A 21991-nucleotide genomic window follows, 5' to 3' on the forward strand; every position below is an offset into this window, starting at 1 on the left:
TGTTTGGGTTGGGGAATCAGGAAACGACGTTTCCCACCTAACCCATTCATAGTTAAGTGATGATAGCCTAGGAGAGACACCTGTTCCCATGCCGAACACAGCAGTTAAGTCCTAGCACGCCTGAAGTAATTGGGGGTTGCCCCCTGTGAGATAAGGGAGTCGCTTAGCGTTGATCCGCCATAGCTCAGTTGGTAGTAGCGCATGACTGTTAATCATGATGTCGTAGGTTCGAGTCCTACTGGCGGAGTAGAGATATCACTTGAAAGAGTTCTTCTAAGAACTCTTTCTTTTTTTAGTTAGCCAAGCGAGGTTGGGAGTGTCACCAGCCTTTAGTGCTGCCATCACTTGGCGGGAAGTTTTATCGTTGTTGGACATCGGTAACTAACTTGTAACCATTTTTTATTTAATAATAGCTATGATTTTGGTACAATAATATAGATGCCTACTAATTAATAGATATTTAGAATATATAGATATTTTGTAAAAAGAAAGGATAAGGGATATATGGGAACGATTTTAAAAGTTAGCCATTTAACCAAAATCTTTGGGAAAAAGCAAAAGGCTGCTCTCCAGATGGTCAAAGAGGCAAAAAGTAAAACTGAAATTTTAGAGAAGACTGGCTGCACAGTCGGTGTTTATGATGCTAATTTTGAGGTTCAAGAGGGTGAAATCTTTGTAATTATGGGACTTTCTGGAAGCGGGAAGTCTACTTTGATTCGTTTAATTAATCGTCTGATTGAACCTTCTTCTGGAGCCATCGAAATTAATGGTCAGAATGTTTCTGAAATGACTGCTAATGAACTGCGAGAGGTTCGCCGCCATTCGGTTAATATGGTTTTCCAGAATTTTGGTCTCTTTCCGCATAAGACCATTTTGGAAAATACTGAGTATGGTTTGGAATTGAGAGGGGTGCCTAAGGAAGAATGGGAAAAAATGGCTGAACAGGCCTTGGATAATTCAAACCTCTTGCCTTTTAAGGATCAATATCCTGATCAATTATCCGGTGGGATGCAGCAACGGGTTGGTTTGGCTAGAGCACTTGCCAATAATCCTGATATTCTTTTGATGGATGAGGCCTTCTCTGCTTTGGATCCTTTGATTCGTAAAGAAATGCAGGATGAGCTCCTAGATTTGCAGGATCGGGTTCAAAAAACAATTATCTTTATTACTCACGATCTCAATGAAGCCTTGCGGATTGGTGACCGTATCGCCTTGATGAAGGATGGTCAAATCATGCAAATTGGTACAGGTGAAGAAATCTTGACACAGCCAGCTAATGATTTTGTCAGAGAGTTCGTCGAAGATGTCGACCGCTCTAAGGTTCTGACGGCTCAAAATATTATGATTAAGCCAATTACGGCCAATGTTGATGTTGATGGACCAAATGTGGCTCTGAAGCGGATGGATGTGGAAGAAGTTTCTATGTTGGTAGCCACTAATCGGAAGCGTCAGCTCTTGGGAGTTATCTCGGCTGATGCAGCGTATGATGCTCGTAAGGCAGGTAAGAAACTAGCTGATGTTGTTGATCCTAATATTCGGACGGTGCCTCAGGATATGGTGTTGACGGATATCTTACCATTGATTTATGACTCAGCAGCTCCGATTGCTGTTTTAAATGAGAACAAGCGTCCTGTTGGCGTTATTATTAAGGGTCGTGTGATTGAGGCCCTTACCAAACAGGGTATTGAAGTAGAAGGGTAGGTGAGAAGTTTGAAAAGCTTATTATTAGCAGGAATTGGGAAATTACCTATTTCTAATTATATGGATTCTTTTGTTGACTGGCTGACTAAAACTTTTGCTGGTTTCTTCAATGTTCTAAAAATCATTGGTGATGGCCTTATGGGATTTATTTCCAATACATTGACTTTCATCAATCCTTGGATTTTGATGCTTCTCATCGTGGCTTTGGCTTATCTAGTTTCTAAAAAATGGGGCTTTACGATTTTAACAGCTATCGGTTTGTTCTATATTTATAATCAGGAACTCTGGGGAGATTTGATTAATACCTTTACCTTGGTACTATTGTCCAGCTTGATTTCGATTTTGATCGGGATTCCGCTGGGGATTTGGATGGCTAAGAGTGAGACAGCCAAAAAGGTTATTAATCCAATTCTAGACTTTATGCAAACTATGCCGGCCTTCGTTTATTTGATTCCAGCGGTTGCTTTCTTTGGTATTGGTATGGTGCCTGGGGTTTTTGCTTCGGTTATCTTCGCCTTACCACCAACAGTACGGATGACCAATCTTGGGATTCGAGAAATTCCTACCGAGCTGGTTGAGGCATCGGATGCTTTCGGTAGTACCAGTCGGCAAAAGTTATTCGGTGTTGAATTGCCACTGGCTAAGAGTACGATTATGGCTGGGGTTAACCAGACCATCATGTTAGCTCTGTCTATGGTGGTGACGGCTTCTATGATCGGGGCTCCTGGCCTTGGTAATGGAGTTCTTTCGGCCCTGCAGCACGCAGAAATTGGTAACGGTTTTGTCAATGGTTTGGCTCTGGTAATCTTGGCCATCATTATTGATCGTTTTACCCAAAAATTAAATGCACCGGTTGGTCAAAAGCAAGCAAGCAAGCCCAAATGGCAGAAATGGATAGCTCCCGTATTGGTCATAGCCTTTCTTGCTACGGGAATTGCACAAACAGTTGCTAGCCATATGGGTCCACATAAGGAAAAGGTTACCTTGGCTTATGTAGAGTGGGATTCGGAAGTGGCTTCGACTAATGTTTTAGCTGAAGTTCTCAAAGAAAAAGGCTATGATGTTGAAATCAAGCCTCTGGATAATGCCATTGCTTGGAAATCGGTTGCTGACGGTAGTGTTGATGCTTCTGTTTCAGCTTGGCTGCCAACTACTCATAAGGCTCAGTATGATAAGTATAAAAATCAATTGGATGACTTGGGTGTCAATCTTAAGGGAACGCAACTTGGTTTAGCTGTTCCTAAATATATGACTGATGTCAACAGTATTGAAGATTTATCTAATCAAGCTGATTCAACCATCACTGGTATTGAACCTGGAGCAGGTATTGTGACCAGTGCCGAGAAGGCACAAAAAGAGTATTCCAATCTCTCTAATTGGGAAGTAAGTTCTTCATCCACTGGGGCGATGATTACCAGTCTTGAACAGGCGTTAAAAAATAAAGAGGATATTGTTATCACTGCTTGGAAGCCACACTGGATTTTTGCTAAATATGATTTGAAATTTCTAGAAGATCCAAAAGGTGTCTTTGGAAAATCTGAAGATATCCATACTATCGCTCGCAAGAATCTTAAACAGGATAATGCAGGTGCTTACAAGATTATTGATAATTTCCATTGGACTTCTGATGATATGGAATCTGTTATGCTAGATATTAGCAATGGGACATCGCCATCTAAAGCAGCTCAAAAATGGATTAAAAATAATAAGGATAAAGTAGCCGAGTGGTCCAAATAAGAGGAAAGTCAACTTTTTGTATAATTGATTTTTAGTGAACCTATTAGTTAAATATTTAAGTGCTATTTAAGTAACTCTAGTTATACTATAGGTATCCTAAATAAACTTTTCTTTTTCATAATCTCCGGGGAGGGGTCCTGTTATAGCAGGGCTCTTCCTTTTTGGTTTTTAGGAATCAATTTTTAATGTGATGTCGTTGCAATAGGCAACGTATGTAAGTCTCAATTTAGTTTGTATAGGGTCAGGTGTTTTCATAATCTCTGGGAAGAGCCAGCAGTAACTAAATTCTTTTTTAGGTGAAAATACTAATTAGTGATTTATAGCCTCTTGTTCTTCTGTTTGGGCCTGCTTGTGTTTGCTTTATGGTGGAACTTCTGTGGTATAATAGGAGCATGGCTAATAAGAATAAATTACTATTGATTGATGGGTCTTCCATCGCCTTTCGGGCTTTTTTTGCTCTTTATAATCAAATTGAACGGTTTAAAAATCCTGTTGGTCTGCATACTAATGCCATCTATGGTTTTCATCTCATGCTGGACCATATGATGAAGCGGATTGAGCCGACCCATGTACTAGTGGCTTTTGATGCGGGTAAGACCACTTTTCGGACAGATATGTATGCCGATTATAAGGGTGGTCGTGATAAGACGCCAGATGAATTTCGTGAGCAATTTCCTTATATTCGGGAGATGTTGAATCATCTTGGTATTGCCTATTATGATTTGGAAAATTATGAAGCGGATGATATTATCGGAACCTTGGATAAGTTGGCTGAAAATGGCAATTTTGATGTGACTATTGTCAGTGGGGACAAGGATTTGATTCAGCTAGCCGATAATAATACGGTGGTCGAGATTTCTCGCAAGGGTGTGGCTGAGTTTGAAGAATATACGCCTGAATATCTTATGGAAAAGATGGGCATTACGCCAACCCAGTTTATTGATCTTAAGGCCTTGATGGGGGATAAGTCGGATAATATTCCTGGTGTAACTAAGATTGGCGAAAAGACAGGGCTCAAACTCCTATTGGAGTATGGTAGTTTGGAAGCCATTTACGACCATATTGATAGCTTCAAGCCATCTAAGATGAAGGAAAATCTCATCAATGATAAGGATCAGGCCTTTATGTCCAAGACTTTGGCAACCATCAATACTCAATCACCGATTGAAATTGGTTTAGATGATACGCTTTACAAGGGACCTCATTTGGACGAATTGGCTAAGTTCTATGATGAGATGGATTTTAAACAGTTTAGGGCAAACTTGGGGCTCAAAGAAGAGGTCGAACAGGTTGAGATCAATTATCAAGTTGTTGATAAACTTGAGCCTGCTATGTTTGAGCCTGATCAATTCTTTTATTTTGAAGTTTTTAATGATAATTATCACCGCGAGGATATTCTAGCCTTTGCTTGGGGTAATGATCAGGCTATCTATGTCAGCAAAAACTTAGATTTGCTCAAAGATGAGCTTTTTATCCAAGCCCTTTCTAAGCCAATCAAAACCTATGATTTCAAGCGTGCCAAGGTTCTTTTGAGTCACTTAGGACTTGAGCTGCTGACAGCTGATTTTGACAGTCGTCTGGCAAAATATCTGTTGTCTACTGTGGAGGATAATGAACTTTCCACTATTGCCAGTCTCTATGGGCAAACACCTCTAGCTAAAGATATAGAGGTTTACGGCAAGGGAGCCAAGAAGGCGGTACCTGAGGACGACCTTCTTTTTGAACATCTGGCGACTAAAGTTCAAGTCCTAGTAGAGACTGAGCCTATTCTCAAGGAAAAATTAGCTGAGCATGACCAATCTAATCTGTTCTTTGAGATGGAATTACCTTTAGCTAACGTTCTGGCTAAGATGGAAATTGCTGGGATTAAGGTTGACCGCCAGACCCTGAGGGATATGGAGCTAGAAAATGAGGTAACCCTCAAGTCTCTAACCCAGGAAATCTATGATCTGGCTGGTCAAGAATTTAATATTAATTCACCAAAGCAACTGGGAATGATTCTCTTTGAAAAGATGGGATTGCCAACCTCGATGACCAAGAAGACTAAGACTGGTTATTCAACAGCTGTCGATGTTTTAGAACGGCTGGCTCCACATGCTCCGATTGTGGCTAAGATTTTGGAATATCGACAAATAGCTAAATTGCAGTCAACCTATGTGGTCGGTCTACAGGATTTTATCATGGATGATGGGAAAATTCACACCCGTTATCTGCAAGACTTGACCCAGACCGGACGTCTTTCCAGTGTTGATCCGAATCTGCAAAATATTCCGGTGCGCTTAGAGCAAGGTCGCCTGATTCGTAAGGCATTTACGCCTGAATGGGAAGATAGTGTCCTCCTCAGTTCGGACTACTCGCAGATTGAGCTGAGAGTACTGGCCCATATCTCGGGTGATGAGCATTTAATAGCGGCCTTTAAGAATGGCGAAGATATTCACACGGCGACAGCTATGCGGGTCTTTAATATTGCAAGACCTGAGGATGTTACTCCTAATGACCGCCGCAATGCCAAAGCAGTTAACTTCGGTGTGGTCTATGGTATTTCTGATTATGGATTGTCCCAGAACTTAGGTATCAGTCGCAAGGCGGCCAAGCATTATATTGACACCTATTTTGAACGTTTTCCTGGCATTAAAAATTACATGGAGCGAGTGGTGCGTGAGGCAAGAGACAAGGGCTACGCTGAGACCCTCTTTAAGCGACGTCGGATGCTTCCAGATATTAATTCACGTAACTTCAATATCCGTAATTTTGCTGAACGAACAGCTATCAATTCCCCTATTCAGGGTAGTGCGGCTGATATTCTCAAGATTGCTATGATTAATTTGGATCAAGCCTTGGAAGCAGGTGGTTTTAAAACTAAAATGCTGCTGCAGGTGCACGACGAGATTGTTTTGGAAGTGCCTAATGAGGAGCTGGTTGCTATCAAGCAGCTAGTTAAGGAAACCATGGAGTCGGCTATTGAACTGGCGGTTCCTCTCTTGGCTGATGAAAATACCGGAAAAACCTGGTACGAAGCAAAATAAGAAGCTGCTAATGAGAAAGGGTGGTTTTTATGACTTATCATTTTACAAATCCTAACGATGATACCATTAAGTCCTATCTGCAAAGGGCTAAGACGATTGCGGTTGTAGGACTCTCCGATAGGACTGAGACCGCTGCCTATAAAGTTGCTAAGGTCATGCAGGAGGCAGGTTACCAGATAATGCCTGTTAATCCTAGGCTGGCTGGCCAAGAAATTCTAGGGCAGACTGTCTATGCTTCTCTGCAGGATATCTCGGTTCATATTGATATTGTTGATGTCTTTAGGCGGAGTGAGTTTTTGATTGATGTAGCTCATGACTTTGTTCAGGCAGATGCAGATGTTTTTTGGTCACAACTAGGGCTGGAAGCTGAGGATGCTGAGGCCTTCTTGCGCCAAGCCGGTTGTGAGAAGATTGTCATGAATCGCTGTATCAAAATAGAATATGGTCGACTTATAGCTTAAGTTAGGCTCATTTGGTGAGGGTCCGACTCTTTATGCTATAATAAACTCAAGTAATGACTGATTAAGAGGAGGTAGCGATGGAAAACGATCGCATGGCTTTAGAAGCTTACGAGACTGTTCTAGAGCACCTAAAAAGTAAGCATATACGGATTACAGAAACCCGTAAAGCCATTATTCGTTATATGATTGCCACCAAAAGTCATCCCAGTGCAGAAATGATTTATGAGGATCTTTTGCCAGAGTACCCCAGTATGAGTTTGGCAACGGTCTATAATAATCTCAAGGTTTTGGTTGATGAGGGTTTTGTGACAGAGCTCAAACTCTGCAACTACAGTACGACCTATTATGATTTTTTAGGCCATCATGAGGTTCACATTGCCTGTGAGCGGTGTGGGAAGATTACTGATTTTTTGGATGGTGATTTGAGGGATATGTATCAGGAAGCCAGTCAGCAGACGGGCTATAAGGTTACTCGCAGTCAGGTCATGCTCTATGGGCTCTTTCCAGATTGTCAGGAAGAGGATGCTAGTACTATCTAAGAGTAGAAGTTGAGGACAAAAGTTCTTGGCTTTTTATTTTTTTAGGAGATTCTCAGAAATTATTTGATACTTCTAACTATACTCAAAAAGTCTTAAATAGCTTTACTAAAATGAAAGTAAAATGCTGTCATTAATGAAAAGTGAAGGCTTTTATCTAATCAATTACTAGTACAGTACAAAGTCTTTGAATTGAGGTGCTATATTGATAGAGAGAGTTTCTCCTAGCTCGCCTAATCTTACTAATTGTCCCTTTGAAGGTGTCTATTCCAGCGAATATTGCTAAGGTTTCAGTTAGGCTCGTTAGTATTAAACTAAATTCAGCGACCATCAATGATTTTAAGGATGAAGTTGGTGGTAAAGGATTAATTGTCTAAAGGAATGGTTTAATACTAGATTTGTTCGATAACCAAAACTGCTATGCTAAACTCATGGAAACCACACAAAAAAGCCCTAAAATTTTACTCCAAAAATTTAAAATGGCTAATCTGAGTTGGTTTGTGGCAGTATCAATTATGAAAGGCGTAGTTTCCAAATTAGTCTACTCAAAGGAAATCAAAAATAAACAAGGTGACAAAGCGCAGTCAGTACTGGCGTAGGTAAGCTGACGATAATCAAGTAGCTTAGGACAAGCAGGTGCAAGTAACTGTGCAGGAAAAGGCTCAAATTAAGCTGCTTGAAATTGATAATAATAATGCTACTCGCAAAGCCATTGGTCCACTTCTTGCCAAAGAAGGGTGCCTGTCAAGACTAGAAAAAAATTCAAGTCTAAGCTTGAGGATTACGCCTCGGGCTTTTTCTCTTACCCTTTTCATGATTTCAGGGAATTCCCTTAATTTCAGTTAGCTTTTATGTTATAATGAATCTACAGAAAATTTAGACAATAGTAAAAAGGAGAGTCTATGATAACAGCAACTGATGTTGTAAAAGCTCATGATGTTCTCAAGGATGTTGTTGAGCGAACACCGCTGGAGTTTGACCGCTATCTGTCGGAAAAGTATCAGGCCACTATCTATCTCAAGCGGGAAAATATGCAAAGGGTCCGCTCCTTTAAGCTGCGGGGAGCCTACTATGCTATCCACCAGCTATCAGATGAAGACAAGGCCAACGGTGTTGTCTGTGCTTCGGCTGGGAACCATGCCCAAGGCGTGGCCTATACCTGTAATGAAATGAAGATTTCAGCTACTATTTTTATGCCTATCACTACCCCTCAACAGAAGATTACTCAAGTTAAGTTTTTTGGTGGAGCTTATGTTGATATCCAACTGGTTGGTGATACCTTTGATGCTTCGGCACAAGCGGCTCAAGAATTCACCAAGGCTCAGGGGCGTACCTTCATTCCACCTTTTGATGATGACAATGTTCAGGCCGGGCAAGGGACCGTTGCCTATGAAATCTATGAGCAAGCTAAGGACGAAGGCGTTGATTTTGACAGTATCCTAGTACCTGTTGGCGGCGGTGGTTTGATTGCTGGTGTGGCAACTTATATGAAGGACGTGTCGCCTGACATTTGGGTGGTTGGTGTTGAATCCAATGGTGCTCGTAGTATGCGGGCAGCCTTCGATAAAGGGCATCCTGTTAAACTGGAACATATTGATAAGTTTGCAGATGGGATTGCTGTTCAGCAGGTCGGACAAAAGGCTTATGAAGTGGCCCGCCGGACGGTCGATCAGTTAGTTGGTGTTGATGAAGGCTTGATTTCCGAAACCTTAATCGATATGTATTCTCGTCAAGGCATTATCGCTGAGCCGGCTGGAGCGGCTTCAATTGCAGCTCTAGAAGTTCTCAAAGAAGCTATCAAGGGTAAGACTCTGGTCTGCATTATTTCGGGAGGAAATAACGATATTAACCGCATGCAGGAGATGGAAGAAAGAGCCCTGATTTATGATGGGGTTAAGCATTACTTTGTTGTCAACTTCCCCCAACGGCCGGGTGCACTACGAGAGTTTGTTAATAATATCTTAGGGCCAAATGATGATATCACGCGTTTTGAATACATTAAGCGGGCTGCCAAAGGAACAGGGCCCTGCTTGGTGGGCGTAACCTTGTCTGACAAGCATGATTATGATGGCCTGTTGAGTCGCTTGGCTGGATTTGATCCTAATTATATCAACCTGCATGGTAACGAAAGTCTTTATAATATGCTGGTTTGATCGTGTGCGATGACACGAAGTTTGACAGGCCGATAAGGGAACTTAGGTCTGAATATCTTATTTTAATGAAACTTGCCTATAACTCTGTGGAAAAAGATGAAGCTTCTTAGATACTTGTTGTATCAGCCTTAGTTTCATTATTTTCCTTTGAGTTAGTTAACGGCTTAGTACCTTACGAAAGGAAAGTATTATGGGTGTATTTTTAGTATTTTTATTATTGTGTCTTATTATCTTTATTGTTTTTTTGGTCAGCTCGCTTTATGTTGTAAGGCAACAATCAGTAGCTATTATTGAACGTTTTGGTCGCTACCAAACAACCTCGGCTAGCGGGATTCACATGCGTCTGCCGTTTGGTATGGACAGGATCGCAGCGCGTGTTCAGTTGCGTCTCTTACAGAGTGAAATTGTCGTTGAAACTAAGACCAAGGATAATGTTTTCGTTACCCTCAATGTGGCAACCCAGTACCGAGTTAATGAGCAAAATGTCATTGATGCTTATTACAAATTGATGCGCCCAGAAGCACAAATTAAGTCTTATATTGAAGATGCTCTGCGCTCTTCTGTTCCTAAGTTGACCTTGGATGAGCTCTTTGAGAAAAAGGATGAAATTGCTCTGGAAGTTCAACACCAAGTGGCAGAAGAAATGTCGACTTATGGTTATATTATTGTTAAAACCTTGATTACTAAGGTTGAACCTGACGCTGAAGTGAAGCAATCGATGAATGAAATTAATGCAGCTCAGCGTAAACGTGTGGCTGCCCAAGAATTGGCCGAAGCTGATAAGATTAAAATTGTCACAGCTGCTTCTGCCGAAGCTGAAAAGGATCGGCTGCATGGTGTTGGTATTGCCCAACAGCGTAAAGCTATTGTTGATGGCCTAGCTGAATCTATTGCCGAACTCAAGCAAGCTAATGTCGGCATGACGGAAGAACAGATTATGTCAATCCTCTTAACTAACCAATATCTTGATACCTTGAATCAATTTGCTGCAGGTGGTAACCAGACCCTATTTTTGCCTAATAATCCAGAAGGGGTGGAAGATATTCGCACACAAATTTTGTCAGCTTTGAAGGCTAAATAAGATTTTTGAATAATAAAAGGAGAGTGGGACAGAAGACAATTTATATAAAAAATTGACTTCGTCGTCCCACCTCCGCACAGTTGCTTAGGATAGCCGCTATCACTTGTATGGTAGTTAAACGATCCAGTGGACTGTTTAAGGGGGGTGCCTGAAAATGGGACTGCACCCTAAGATAAGGATATCCAACCAGCAGTGGTTCATTGGTGTTAAAGCACTTAATGAACTGTTCAGGGGAAAGACTTCTTGGCAAAGCCGACAAGTCTTTTTCCCAACCACTGCGTCTAGCAAATAAAATTGCCCAAATAAATAAGGCTGAGACAAAAGTTCTCAGCCTTATTTTATCTATAGAGATTAGTCTTTATTAATCTTCTTTTTCTGTTTCTTTAAGTGGCTTAAAGCCTGTCAGGACTAAGCCAACGACCAGACCAATGACTGCAAAGCTAATCCACCCCATATTGTAGGCACCTAGAGGCAGGGTCTTAGTAAAGAAGTTGACTAGGCTACTTGGTAGGGTGAAAAGTTGAGTTTGAGCTGATAGGGTATTGAAGGCATCAAAGAGACCTGCAATAGCCGTGAAGCCTAGAGCTGTCTTGTAAACGACATGGTTATAGCCAATCCATTTCTTCAGGAAGATGAGGATAATGGTGACGATAGTCAGTGGGTAGAGCAGATAAAGAACGGGTATTGACCATTTGATAATTTGATCAAGGCCACCGAAGTAAAGGATGACTCCAATCAGAGTGAAGGCCGTTGCCCAGACAATGTGAGAAACTTTTGGAAAGATCTTATGGAAGTATTCTGCGCAGGCCGTAATCAGTCCAGTTGCTGTTGTCAGACAGGCTAGAAAGATAGCCATGCCTAGGATAATTTGGCCAAAGTTGCCCATGTAGTGAGCGGCGGACTGGATGAGGACGGGTCCGCCATCAGAAATTGGGGCATCTCCTTGGGTGAAGAGGCCTTTGGTCATGCCAAAGAGAGATTGAGAGGTTGCCCCCAGACGGGCAACGAAAATATAGATAGCGGCTAAGATGACAGCTGCGATGATACCAGACTTGAGAGTTAAGCTAGCAACAGCATTAGAGGTTTTGGCACCGTGTCCTTTAGCAGCATCAATGACTAGGATAGCAAAGGCCAGAGAAGCCAAAGCATCCATGGTGCTGTAACCTTGAATCAGTCCAGCCACAAAAGGTAGACTCTTGAAGCTGTCACTGACAGCAGGAGAAGCATTGTGCGCAGATCCGATATGACCTGCCGGAGAGATAAAGGAAGCGACAATCAGAATTCCTAGGAAAATCAAGAGGGCCGGTGTCAAATATTTCCCGATACGGTCAGCAATCTTACTTGGCCGGACAGCAATCAAGTAGGATAATCCGAAAAAGACTAGTCCATAGATGATGTGAGCGGCTTGACCACTACCAAAGAAGGGTTTAATTCCGATTTCATAGGAAACTGCTCCTGTCCGAGGGATAGCAAAGAAGGGACCGATGGTCAGGTAGAGGGCAATGGCAAAGAAGAGAGCGTAAGCCTTAGAAGCAGGTCTAGCGATAGATTCAACATCGGTCCTGCCTGAATAGGCTACAGCCACAACACCTAGCAGAGGTAAGGATACCCCTGTGATACAGAAGCCTAGAATAGCTAGGGCTAGGTTGGTACCAGAATAGATACCGAGGTAGGCAGGGAAAATCAGGTTACCAGCCCCGAAGAAGAGGGCGAAGAGCATAAACCCGATAATCCAGTAAGTGGATTTTTTTTGCATGAATTCCTCCATATCGATTAATGAAAAATTAGAATTGCATAAAATTGTATGACAGTTCATTATAACAAGCTAAAGTTAAGGCTGTCAAGGGGAACCAGTCTACGATTTCTTATTGATTGATTATTAGATCTGCTAGAGAGGTTATCATGGCTGTTTGTCACACTCTCGAGCAAAGAAATGCTATCGGTAATGCGGTATTAGCTTAGGCCAATTCTATCTGGGAAAGAGTTTATACTCTTTGAAAATCAAAACGATATGTCGTTGACTTCAGCTTGCCGTACAACCAGTACTGCCTGCGCTTCGCCGCCTTGTCTATTTTTGGGTATTAACCAGTAAAAAGCTTCACAGTACACATTCTGTGAAGCTTTTTGATCTAGTTGAGGAAGCGTTGTAAGAATTCTTTGGTGCGGGCTTCTTGTGGGTGTTCAAAGATTTGCTCAGGTGTTCCTTGCTCAGCAATAACGCCTTGGTCCATGAAGATGACCCGGTCGGAAACTTCTTTAGCAAACTCCATTTCGTGGGTAACAATCAGCATGGTCAAGCCTGATTTGGCTAGATCTTGCATAGTTTTGAGTACCTCACCAACCATTTCAGGGTCTAGAGCAGAGGTTGGTTCGTCAAAGAGGATAGCTTCTGGATTTACAGAAAGAGCACGGGCAATAGCAACCCGTTGCTTTTGCCCACCTGAGAGCTGGGCTGGTTTTGCTTGCCAATATTGTTGGCTCATACCAACTTTTTCTAAATTAGTCTTGGCAATTTTGGTGGCTTCGGCCTTGTCACGCTTGAGGACAGTTGTTTGAGGCACAATAGCATTGTCCAAGACATTGAGGTTGGCAAAAAGATTGAAGGATTGGAAAACCATACCCAATTTTTCTCGGTAAGTGGCCAGATCATAACCCTTTTCCAAAACATTTTGACCGTGGTAGAGGATTTGACCTCCGGTTGGCTCTTCCAAGAGATTGATAGACCGCAGGAAGGTTGATTTCCCTGAACCTGAGCTACCAATGATGGAGATAACTTCTCCCTTATTGACACTGAGGGAGATGCCTTTGAGGACTTCGTTTTGTCCGTAAGATTTTTTCAACTGTGTGATTTCTAAAATTGGATCAGCCATTAGCTGGCACCTCCTTGGGTGTAATTATCTTGATCCAGACGGCGTTCTAAGTAACGCAGGATACGGGTTACTGTGAAGGTCAGGATAAAGTAGATGACAGCGATGATGAGGAAGGTTTGGAAATACTTGTAGGTCTGGGTAGCCACGGTATTACCAGAGAAGTAAAGTTCAACAACTGAGATAACATTAAGGACTGAGGTATCCTTGATATTGATAACAAATTCATTACCAGTGGCTGGCAGGATATTTCTAACAACCTGTGGCAGGACAACCTTTCGCATGGTTTGGTTGTGGGTGAAACCGAGGGCTGTCGCTGCTTCAAATTGTCCCTTGTCAACGGCGTAGATACCACCGCGAACGATTTCACTCATATAGGCACCAGTGTTGATGGAAACGATAAAAATAGCGGCCCAGGTCCGATCCAGATTGACCCCGAAGGCTTGAGCAGTCCCATAGTAGATAACCATGGCTTGAACAATCATCGGAGTCCCACGGAAGATTTCAATATAGACATTAAGGAGCCAGCCAAAGCCTTTTTGAAGGCAGGCCAGAGCTTTGTTGCCAGCTATTGGTGCTGTCCGGTAAACGCCAATTAAGAGACCAATGACCAAACCGACCAGGGTACCGACGATAGAGATGAGCAGGGTCAGACCGGTTCCTCGCAGAAATTGGGACCAGTTGTTCTTGAGGATGATCCAAGCTTGGCTGAGGAAGCTGCTATTATTCTTACTGTTAGATGGCTGCTCAGTAATCATTTTATCCATAAGCTTAAGCCGATCCTTTTCAGGAATGGTAGCTAGGATTTGATTGACTTTTTCTTGGGTGGCTGTATCGTCTTTACGTAAGCCGACGGAGAGAGCTGTGTCAGAAGGATTAGTTTTGAAGCCCTGTTTGAGGGTAATCATTTTGAAGTCCTTGCTGGAAGCCATAGCGGTCTTGGCCTCCGGTCGTTCAGAGACGTAGGCATCAATGACACCTGATGAGAGGGCTTGCCGCATTTGCGAGAAGTCCCCCATGGCGGTTTGCTTCTTAGCTCCTGAAATTTGGTCAATCAGATCGTAGAGGTAAACCCCTTGTTGAGCTGTAATCTTAGCTCCCTTGAAATCTGACAAGTTGCTTGCACTAGCGTATTTACTATCTGACTTAACGACTAAGACCGGTTCGCTGGTGTAGTAGCTGTTGGAGAAATTGATTTCTTTCTTGCGCTCTTCAGTCGGGCTCATCCCAGCAATGATGAGATCAATTTTCTTAGAAGTTAGGGCAGGCAGGAGACCGTCCCATTTGGTTTTAACAACCAAGAGTTTCTTACCCATACCCTTGGCAATTTTTTTACCGATTTGGACATCGTAACCATTGGCATATTGCTTACTGCCTTCAATTGGTACGGCGCCGTTAGAGTCGTCATTTTGTGTCCAGTTGAAAGGAGCGTAGGCAGCTTCCATTCCGACACGTAAGTACTCATCGGCCTTGGCAACTGACATGCCTCCAAAGAGAATAGTCAGGGCTAGAACGATGGTTAGACTAATTTTTTTAAAGCGATCCATGTGGTTCTCCTAGTGGTTTTTCCTGATTAAATCATCAGGGTATAACAATACATACTACCCTATTTTACAGGAAATAGGGTAGTATTTCAATGGGGGCTACAGAGATTTTGTATGATGAAGGATTTTCAGTTGCTAATAAACTATGATAGAATAGAAAAACAATAGACTTGTTCGGTAACCAAAACTGGTATGCTAATTTCATGAAAACTGCATACAAAAAGCCCCAAAACTTTACTCAGAACATTTAAAATGGTTAAGTTGAGTTGATTTGTGGCCTTATCAATTATAAATGCCTTAGTTTTCGGACAAGTTTAATAGAAAAGGGGAAGTAGGGAATGAAAAAGAAAATTATTTTATGTTGCTTGAGCTTACTGGCTTTGCTATTGTTTTTTTCTAGAAGGTCAGTTGCTGATGAGGTTGACTATAATATCAGTCGCTATGACGGTCTATTAGAAATTCAAAAGGATAATACAGCAACCTTTACTCAAACGCTTACCTTTCATTACAAATCGGAATATCATGGGCAGTATGTTAGTCTAGGTGAAGCCGGAAATATGCCACAAGGCTTTTCCATTGATGGGGAGCATGCAAGACCAGAAGTTACTATAAATAATGGTAAGGCTTTTACACCAAAGACGGACATAGAAAGACTTGAGGATGGTTACCGCCTTAAAATTTATGATGGTGGAAGTTCAGGGGATACTGTCAAGGTAAAAGTGACTTGGCAGCTAAAAAATATCCTGTCCATTCATCGGGATATTGCTGAATTAAATTGGAAACCAATTTCAGATGGTGATAAAGCAGCCCACCATGTGAGGTTTAGGGTAAGTGCACCTGAAACCAGAAGATCACAACTTTTTGCCCATCTAGGATTTTTACAACCAAAAGTTAAAATTTCAAAAGCAGGTAATGATTACCAATTATCGACTGATTATATTGGTGCTGGGAAGGCACTGGAATTGCACGGTTATTGGGATTCTCAAGCCTTTTCGGTAGCTAGGTATGTACCAGGAAAGGGCCTTCCTCACTTTAAAAACCAAGAGGAAGAAATTAATAGAAAAACAAAATTGTATCAAAAATTATTCTATGTGATCATTCCTGTCGTTGGGTTTATCATGCTAGTAGTAGGAGTTCTGTTATTTATCTATTATAAATTTTCCCTGCAACATCAAAATGGTGCTGCCGGAGTACCCAAGTGGCTCTATTCAGCTCCTAATGATTGGTCGCCTCAGCTAGTTGCCTCGGTTGTTTATAGTACGGATTGGTCTGAGGTGAATCCTATTACCGCAGGAAGAGGGAACTTACGATTTGAAAATATGGTCCAAGCCAGCCTGCTGGATTTGATTGATCGTGGGAACTTGAAACTAGAACCTTCTGAAGGCGGACCCTTACTTTATCATGTTCATTCGGATAATTTGTCATCGTTTGAATTGACCTTCCTAGAGATGGCTATGGGGCCTAATCTAGGCGATAAGTTAGCAGTATCTGACCTTTTCTCCGCATACCGAGTGGATAAGAAGGTCAGTGTCAAAAATGGCTATAGTGTTGAAGAGGTTAATCGCTATGGTCGTAAGATGACATCTGGTTTCGGCAAAGATTTAGACGAATTAACTCAGAGTGTTGAAAAGGCTAAGCGCTCACTAGGTTTAGAGGACTACTACCGACCTTTAACATCTGGTGAAAATAAGCTGCGTCGTTTAAGTTTTGCGGTTTTATATCTAGCTATGATTTTCATGTTTGTCGCTATAGATTATGCTGGATTAGCCAACTTCTTGAGTGGCTTCAATTGGCCTATGATTCTAGGTTATATTGGCATGATTCTGCTATCCATTGTTTTGGTTATTATCCTCTTCGGGTTTAGCAGGTTTGATAAGCGAGATGGTACTCCACGAGAAGAAGTCAAGGCTGATTACCATGCTTGGCAGGCTTTCCGCCAAATGATGAAGGATATTAAACGCTTTGACAAAGCGCAGTTAGAGTCTATTGTCGTTTGGAATCGTATCTTGGTTTATGCAACACTTTTTGGCTATGCTAAGCAGGTTGAAGAGGTTCTGAGAATGCAAGCTATTCCAGTTCCTCCAGTTGTTAATCAATATTTAACCTACAATCTTTTCCCTTATCTATACCTATCTTCTCAAAACTTTGCCAACTTTGGTCATCAGGCTGTAGCGGCTCAAAATTTCCACGTTTCAAGTGGTGGAGGATTCTCTGGTGGCGGTGGTTTTTCCGGAGGCGGCGGCGGAGGAGGCTTTGGATCTTTCTAGAGCCTGTCTGCTGTCTATTTCTATTTAGCTGGTCAAGTAAAATTGCTTAGCTTTTTAAATAGACTAATTGGTTTTATTGTCCCATTTTTAAAAGTCCTTGCTTTTTGTTATAATGAAGCCAATTGATTTTCACAAACAGGAGATATTATGTTAGTTATCGAATTGATTAAGGCCATTTTTCTGGGAATTATTGAAGGTATTACCGAATGGCTTCCCATCTCCAGTACTGGCCACCTGATTTTGGTGCAGGAATTTGTCAAGCTTAATCAAGGTCACGCCTTTAATGAACTTTTCAATATTGTGATCCAGCTAGGAGCTATTCTGGCGGTCATGGTCATCTACTTTGAGCGCCTCAATCCTTTTCAAAAAGGGAAGACCCCTAAGGAGGTTCGCCTGACTTGGCAACTCTGGATGAAGGTGGTTATCGCTTGTATTCCCTCAGCTATTTTTGGCCTGCTCTTGGATGATTGGATGGATGCTCACTTTAGCAATTTCACCAGCGTGGCGACTATGCTCATTGTTTATGGGATTGCCTTTATTTGGATTGAACGCCGCAATCGCAATGTAGAGCCTCAGGTGACTGATTTGGCTCGGATGCATTACAAGACGGCCCTTTATATCGGTCTCTTCCAAGTGCTCAGTATTATTCCAGGAACCAGCCGATCTGGAGCTACTATTCTGGGAGCTATTCTAGTTGGGACCAGTCGGAGTGTGGCAGCGGATTTCACTTTCTTCTTAGGGATTCCGACCATGTTTGGCTACAGCGGTCTCAAATTCGTTAAGTTCTTGCTGGATGGTAATCATTTGAATGTTGCTCAATGGTTGGTACTCTTGGTTGCCTCTATCGTGGCCTTCGCGGTCAGCATGGCTGTTATCAAGTTCTTGACGAATTTCGTTAAAAAACATGATTTTACCGTTTTTGGTTGGTACCGTATCGTTTTGGGGATTATTTTGCTTATCTATGCGGCTGTCAAGGTTCTGATGGTATAATGACTAGACGACTGAAAGGAAACTTTCGGTCTTTTCTTTGTCTAGAGTTAATTGAGAATAATCGGTCAGAGGTCTCAGGCTTAGGTCTCTGCTGTCTTTGTTTCGTTGAACTTTTGGCCCTTTTCTTGTATAATATAATAACTACTCGTGCGAGGTAATTACTATGGAAATGAAACAAATTAATGAGTCAACCCTCAAGATTTCTGTTAGTCTTGAGGACCTTGATTCATACGGCATGGAACTAAAAGATTTCCTGATGCCTCAAGAAAAAACAGAAGAATTTTTCTATACTATTTTAGATGAATTGGATATCCCAGATAGTTTTAAATCAACCGGTATGTTAAGCTTTCGGGTAACTCCCCGTAAGGATCGGGTTGATGTCTTTGTAACGAAGTCTGAGCTTAATGAGAGTCTGGATTTTGAGCAGTTAGCCGAAGATATGGGGGATATGTCAGACATGAATCCGGAGGACTTTTTCAAAAATCTAGAAAAAAATATGATGGCTCAGGGTGATACGGAAGCTCATGAAAAATTGAAAAATTTGGAAGCCATGCTGGATGATGCTATCAGTGGCTTGCCAGAAGAAGTTCAAGCGGCAACAGCCAGTTCAGAAGACAGTGAGAGCGATGCTAGACCTTTCAAGTTCAAAGAGGAAGATTTGATTCCTGTTACCAGTTATGCGCATTATGTCGCAGATTTTCCTAATTTGGAGGCCGTTATTGTAGCAGCCAAGGCCTTGGCTGTGCCAACTGAGGCCTCAGAACTCTTTAAATCAGAAGAAGGCTATCATTTGACTGTTCTCTTCAGCATTGAAGGTGAGGAGCCTATTCGAGCTAAGCAGTTGCAAGCTCACCTTTTAGAATATGGTGAACCTGCTCAGCACACTCGGGCCTATCTCTTGGAGCATGCTGTTAAACTTTTAGATCATACAGCAGTAGATAAATTGAAAACGATAGAATTGGTATAAAGAATGATTAGTCAATTTCGTTTACAATACATTCTGGTTCTGATTGGAGTCTTTCTGATTCCCTTGGTTTTAACACCTCTGATTCGCTTTTTGGCCTTTCGGGTCGGAGCGGTTGATAATCCTAATGCAAGACGGATTAATAAGGTTCCCATGCCTTCGAGCGGAGGCTTGGGGATTTTGATTGCCTTTTTAGTGGGGGCTCTGATTTTAATGCCCATTATCACTGAAAAGAATCACTATTTCATGTCCTACTTTGACTATATTCTGCCGGTAGCCATGGGAGGGTTAATCGTCTCGATGACAGGCTTCGTTGACGATGTTTTAGAGCTTAGGCCGAGAACAAAAATGTTAGGAATTATTATTGGTGCGGTTGTCGTCTGGGCTTTTACGGACTACCGTTTCGATAGTTTTAAAATCCCTTTTGGTGGCCCCATGCTTTATTTTGGTCCTGTCCTGAGTTTTTTTCTGACAGTTCTTTGGATCGTGGCTATTACCAATGCGATCAATCTAATTGATGGGCTGGATGGTTTGGTCTGTGGGGTGTCGGTTATCAGTCTGACAACCATGGGCTTGATTTCTTATTTTTTTCTATTTGATAGCAATCTCTATACGACCCTGACCATCTTTCTACTAATTGCTGCTATTGCGGGTTTTTTCCCCTATAATTACAATCCTGCGATTATTTATTTAGGGGATACGGGTGCCCTCTTTATCGGCTTTATGATTGGGGTGCTCTCCTTGCAGGGGTTGAAGAATTCGACGGCCGTTGCGGTTATTACTCCGGTCATTATCCTAGGCGTGCCGATTTTAGACACTTTTGTGGCCATTATTCGGCGGAAATTATCAGGGCGACCCGCGACGGAGGCTGATAAGATGCACCTCCACCATCGACTTTTAGCGATGGGGTTCACCCATCGGGGTGCAGTTTTGGTGGTCTATGGTATCGCTATGGTATTCTCGCTGACTTCCTTACTGTTGAATGTATCAACTCGACTTGGGGGCGTGCTTCTGATAATCGGTCTCCTCTTTACAGCAGAAGTTCTGATTGAGGGCCTGCAAATTTGGGGTGTGGGACGAACTCCACTCTTTGACTGTCTCAAGTTTATTGGGAATAGTTCCTACCGTCAAATAGTTCTGGATAAGTGGAAAAAAAGGTGGAAGTGAGTTAGCTGATTACAATCAAAGACAAAGCCAAGCTTGGCTTTTTTTGTTATAATGTAGGGTGTTTGGGGAGTGAAGGCAAACTGGCTAGTGTTTAAGCAAACTGATCCTGCTTTCGTTTTGAGACTGGAGAATGGTTGAGAAAATTATCTCCTGGTTTCTTCAGAGCCGAGTGCTCAAACTTGATTCGAAGAGAGTGAGAGATAAACAGTCAAGGTGTTGCTCCCTCACAACAAAGCGCTATCATCTTTGAAATAAGTGTAGAAAAAGCTAGCTTCTCTGACATAGATGGTAGTTATTGCTTGATGCAGAGGTTGATTGGAAGTTCTTATCTTGTGGGGGATTCCTATTTTTCAAACACTCCTTTAAGTTGTCCACTCGATGCGTAAGTGATAGCTTACAAGTCTGGAAAATGATGAGTAAAGGATATAGATGGAGGAACCTAGCTCGTCTCATCTCATCAACTGTGCGGAGGTAGAATTGACACGCTCTAGTGGAGGATGTCAACCTGAGCTTAGATGTTAAAGAGTGAGGAAATTAAGACGTTGTCTACTGATTTCTATTCTACTCTTCTTTTTTATAAAATATACAGAGGAGGAACGTTTTGTCTGTACTTGAAATTAAAGATTTGCATGTGTCTATCGAAGACAAAGAAATATTGAAGGGGTTGAATTTGACCCTGAAAACAGGGGAAATTGCAGCTATCATGGGTCCTAACGGGACTGGGAAATCAACCCTATCTGCAGCCATCATGGGCAATCCTAATTATGAGGTGACCCAAGGTCAAATTCTTTTTGATGGTCAGGATATCCTTGAATTGGCAACCGATGAGCGGGCGCGTTTGGGTCTTTTCTTAGCGATGCAGTATCCAGCAGAAATTCCTGGAATTACCAATGCTGAATTTATTCGGGCAGCTATGAATGCTGGTAAGGAAGATGATGAGAAGATTTCTATCCGTGAATTTATTACTAAGCTAGATGAAAAGATGGAACTCTTGGGCATGAAGGAGGAAATGGCGGAACGCTATCTCAATGAAGGCTTCTCAGGCGGTGAAAAGAAACGCAATGAGATTCTCCAGCTCCTCATGCTGGAGCCTAAATTTGCTCTTTTGGATGAAATTGACTCTGGGCTTGACATCGATGCTCTTAAGGTTGTGTCCAAAGGCGTTAATGCTATGCGTGGTGAAGGATTCGGAGCGATGATTATTACTCACTACCAACGCCTGCTTAACTATATCACCCCTGATGTGGTTCATGTTATGATGGACGGTCGTGTGGTGATGACTGGCGGGGCTGATCTAGCTGCCCGCTTGGAAAAAGAAGGCTATGCGCAATTAGCTGACGATTTGGGCTTAGAGTACCACGAAGAAGTCTAATGATGGAAAAAGGGGGTTGAAGGGCCGCTCTGCTTTCCGAAGGCAGATTGGCCTAGAGAGGCCTCCTTGTTTTTAACAGACCTAAAAAACGAACTTTTACTCAAACAGTTTGATTAGAAATGGAG

General features: G+C 42.2%; 15 protein-coding genes, 1 tRNA gene and 1 rRNA gene. 14 read left to right on the forward strand and 3 right to left on the reverse strand.

All coding sequences use genetic code 11. The annotated features are described in order from the left end of the window. Positions 1–52 precede the first annotated feature (52 nt). The 9 genes from rrf to STRCR_RS02965 all read left to right on the forward strand — a co-directional run bounded on the left by rrf (position 53) and on the right by STRCR_RS02965 (position 10695). Positions 53–168 (forward strand): 5S ribosomal RNA (rrf, locus tag STRCR_RS02915). 5 nt (positions 169–173) lie between these two features. Further along, a tRNA-Asn gene (locus tag STRCR_RS02920) sits at positions 174–247 on the forward strand. Positions 248–504: 257 nt separating this feature from the next. Further along, on the forward strand, positions 505–1701 hold the full coding sequence (locus STRCR_RS02925; protein WP_004228652.1) for a quaternary amine ABC transporter ATP-binding protein: 1197 nt from the start codon (positions 505–507) through the stop codon (positions 1699–1701). Then, positions 1702–3438 (forward strand): ABC transporter permease/substrate binding protein, encoded by a 1737-nt coding sequence (locus tag STRCR_RS02930; protein WP_004228880.1) that lies wholly within the window; start codon positions 1702–1704, stop codon positions 3436–3438. A gap of 392 nt (positions 3439–3830) precedes the next feature. Continuing rightward, the gene (gene polA, locus STRCR_RS02935; protein WP_004227465.1) at positions 3831–6464 is read left to right on the forward strand and encodes a DNA polymerase I; all 2634 of its coding nucleotides are present in this window, start codon (positions 3831–3833) and stop codon (positions 6462–6464) included. A gap of 29 nt (positions 6465–6493) precedes the next feature. Continuing rightward, positions 6494–6925, forward strand: coding sequence for a CoA-binding protein (locus STRCR_RS02940; protein ID WP_040804386.1), 432 nt, complete (start codon positions 6494–6496; stop codon positions 6923–6925). A 77-nt stretch (positions 6926–7002) separates the two neighbouring features. After that, the gene (locus STRCR_RS02945) at positions 7003–7464 is read left to right on the forward strand and encodes a Fur family transcriptional regulator (RefSeq protein ID WP_004229109.1); all 462 of its coding nucleotides are present in this window, start codon (positions 7003–7005) and stop codon (positions 7462–7464) included. An 899-nt stretch (positions 7465–8363) separates the two neighbouring features. After that, positions 8364–9614, forward strand: coding sequence for a threonine ammonia-lyase IlvA (gene ilvA / locus STRCR_RS02960; RefSeq protein ID WP_004228343.1), 1251 nt, complete (start codon positions 8364–8366; stop codon positions 9612–9614). A gap of 190 nt (positions 9615–9804) precedes the next feature. Beyond that, positions 9805–10695 (forward strand): SPFH domain-containing protein, encoded by an 891-nt coding sequence (locus STRCR_RS02965; RefSeq protein ID WP_004229749.1) that lies wholly within the window; start codon positions 9805–9807, stop codon positions 10693–10695. 361 nt (positions 10696–11056) lie between these two features. Here the strand turns inward: STRCR_RS02965 and brnQ are convergent, their stop codons facing one another. The 3 genes from brnQ to STRCR_RS02980 form a co-directional block, all read right to left on the reverse strand. Continuing rightward, the gene (brnQ, locus tag STRCR_RS02970) at positions 11057–12451 is read right to left on the reverse strand and encodes a branched-chain amino acid transport system II carrier protein (protein ID WP_004228312.1); all 1395 of its coding nucleotides are present in this window, start codon (positions 12449–12451) and stop codon (positions 11057–11059) included. Positions 12452–12824: 373 nt separating this feature from the next. Further along, the gene (locus STRCR_RS02975; RefSeq protein ID WP_004226196.1) at positions 12825–13565 is read right to left on the reverse strand and encodes an amino acid ABC transporter ATP-binding protein; all 741 of its coding nucleotides are present in this window, start codon (positions 13563–13565) and stop codon (positions 12825–12827) included. Next, positions 13565–15109 carry an ABC transporter permease subunit gene (locus STRCR_RS02980; protein ID WP_004227257.1) on the reverse strand — a complete coding sequence of 515 codons (1545 nt, stop codon included), beginning with the start codon at positions 15107–15109 and terminating at the stop codon, positions 13565–13567. The genes STRCR_RS02975 and STRCR_RS02980 overlap by 1 nt, the downstream gene beginning before the upstream one ends. 335 nt (positions 15110–15444) lie before the next feature. Between STRCR_RS02980 and STRCR_RS02985 the strand changes: the two genes are divergently transcribed. From STRCR_RS02985 to sufC, 5 genes are all read left to right on the forward strand, one after another. Further along, positions 15445–17373 (forward strand): DUF2207 domain-containing protein, encoded by a 1929-nt coding sequence (locus tag STRCR_RS02985; protein ID WP_004228088.1) that lies wholly within the window; start codon positions 15445–15447, stop codon positions 17371–17373. 147 nt (positions 17374–17520) lie between these two features. Then, positions 17521–18363, forward strand: coding sequence for an undecaprenyl-diphosphate phosphatase (locus tag STRCR_RS02990; protein WP_004229032.1), 843 nt, complete (start codon positions 17521–17523; stop codon positions 18361–18363). A 163-nt stretch (positions 18364–18526) separates the two neighbouring features. Continuing rightward, positions 18527–19330, forward strand: coding sequence for an adaptor protein MecA (locus STRCR_RS02995; RefSeq protein WP_004225289.1), 804 nt, complete (start codon positions 18527–18529; stop codon positions 19328–19330). Between the two features lie 3 nt (positions 19331–19333). Beyond that, positions 19334–20494: a glycosyltransferase family 4 protein gene (locus STRCR_RS03000; RefSeq protein ID WP_004228762.1), complete on the forward strand. Its 1161-nt coding sequence runs from the start codon at positions 19334–19336 to the stop codon at positions 20492–20494. A 601-nt stretch (positions 20495–21095) separates the two neighbouring features. Beyond that, on the forward strand, positions 21096–21866 hold the full coding sequence (gene sufC, locus STRCR_RS03005; RefSeq protein ID WP_004229669.1) for a Fe-S cluster assembly ATPase SufC: 771 nt from the start codon (positions 21096–21098) through the stop codon (positions 21864–21866). Positions 21867–21991 lie beyond the last annotated feature (125 nt).

Source organism: Streptococcus criceti HS-6 (genome assembly GCF_000187975.2).
Taxonomy (GTDB): Bacteria; Bacillota; Bacilli; order Lactobacillales; family Streptococcaceae; genus Streptococcus; species Streptococcus criceti.

What these genes read in the sequence shown, in the direction of transcription:
- STRCR_RS02925 (WP_004228652.1), top strand. Translation starts at nt 505, where the DNA reads ATGGGAACGATTTTAAAAGTTAGCCATTTAACCAAAATCTTTGGGAAA.
- polA (WP_004227465.1), top strand. Translation starts at nt 3,831, where the DNA reads ATGGCTAATAAGAATAAATTACTATTGATTGATGGGTCTTCCATCGCC.
- STRCR_RS02940 (WP_040804386.1), top strand. Translation starts at nt 6,494, where the DNA reads ATGACTTATCATTTTACAAATCCTAACGATGATACCATTAAGTCCTAT.
- STRCR_RS02945 (WP_004229109.1), top strand. Translation starts at nt 7,003, where the DNA reads ATGGAAAACGATCGCATGGCTTTAGAAGCTTACGAGACTGTTCTAGAG.
- ilvA (WP_004228343.1), top strand. Translation starts at nt 8,364, where the DNA reads ATGATAACAGCAACTGATGTTGTAAAAGCTCATGATGTTCTCAAGGAT.
- STRCR_RS02965 (WP_004229749.1), top strand. Translation starts at nt 9,805, where the DNA reads ATGGGTGTATTTTTAGTATTTTTATTATTGTGTCTTATTATCTTTATT.
- brnQ (WP_004228312.1), bottom strand. Translation starts at nt 12,451, where the DNA reads ATGCAAAAAAAATCCACTTACTGGATTATCGGGTTTATGCTCTTCGCC.
- STRCR_RS02975 (WP_004226196.1), bottom strand. Translation starts at nt 13,565, where the DNA reads ATGGCTGATCCAATTTTAGAAATCACACAGTTGAAAAAATCTTACGGA.
- STRCR_RS02980 (WP_004227257.1), bottom strand. Translation starts at nt 15,109, where the DNA reads ATGGATCGCTTTAAAAAAATTAGTCTAACCATCGTTCTAGCCCTGACT.
- STRCR_RS02985 (WP_004228088.1), top strand. Translation starts at nt 15,445, where the DNA reads ATGAAAAAGAAAATTATTTTATGTTGCTTGAGCTTACTGGCTTTGCTA.
- STRCR_RS02990 (WP_004229032.1), top strand. Translation starts at nt 17,521, where the DNA reads ATGTTAGTTATCGAATTGATTAAGGCCATTTTTCTGGGAATTATTGAA.
- STRCR_RS02995 (WP_004225289.1), top strand. Translation starts at nt 18,527, where the DNA reads ATGGAAATGAAACAAATTAATGAGTCAACCCTCAAGATTTCTGTTAGT.
- STRCR_RS03000 (WP_004228762.1), top strand. Translation starts at nt 19,334, where the DNA reads ATGATTAGTCAATTTCGTTTACAATACATTCTGGTTCTGATTGGAGTC.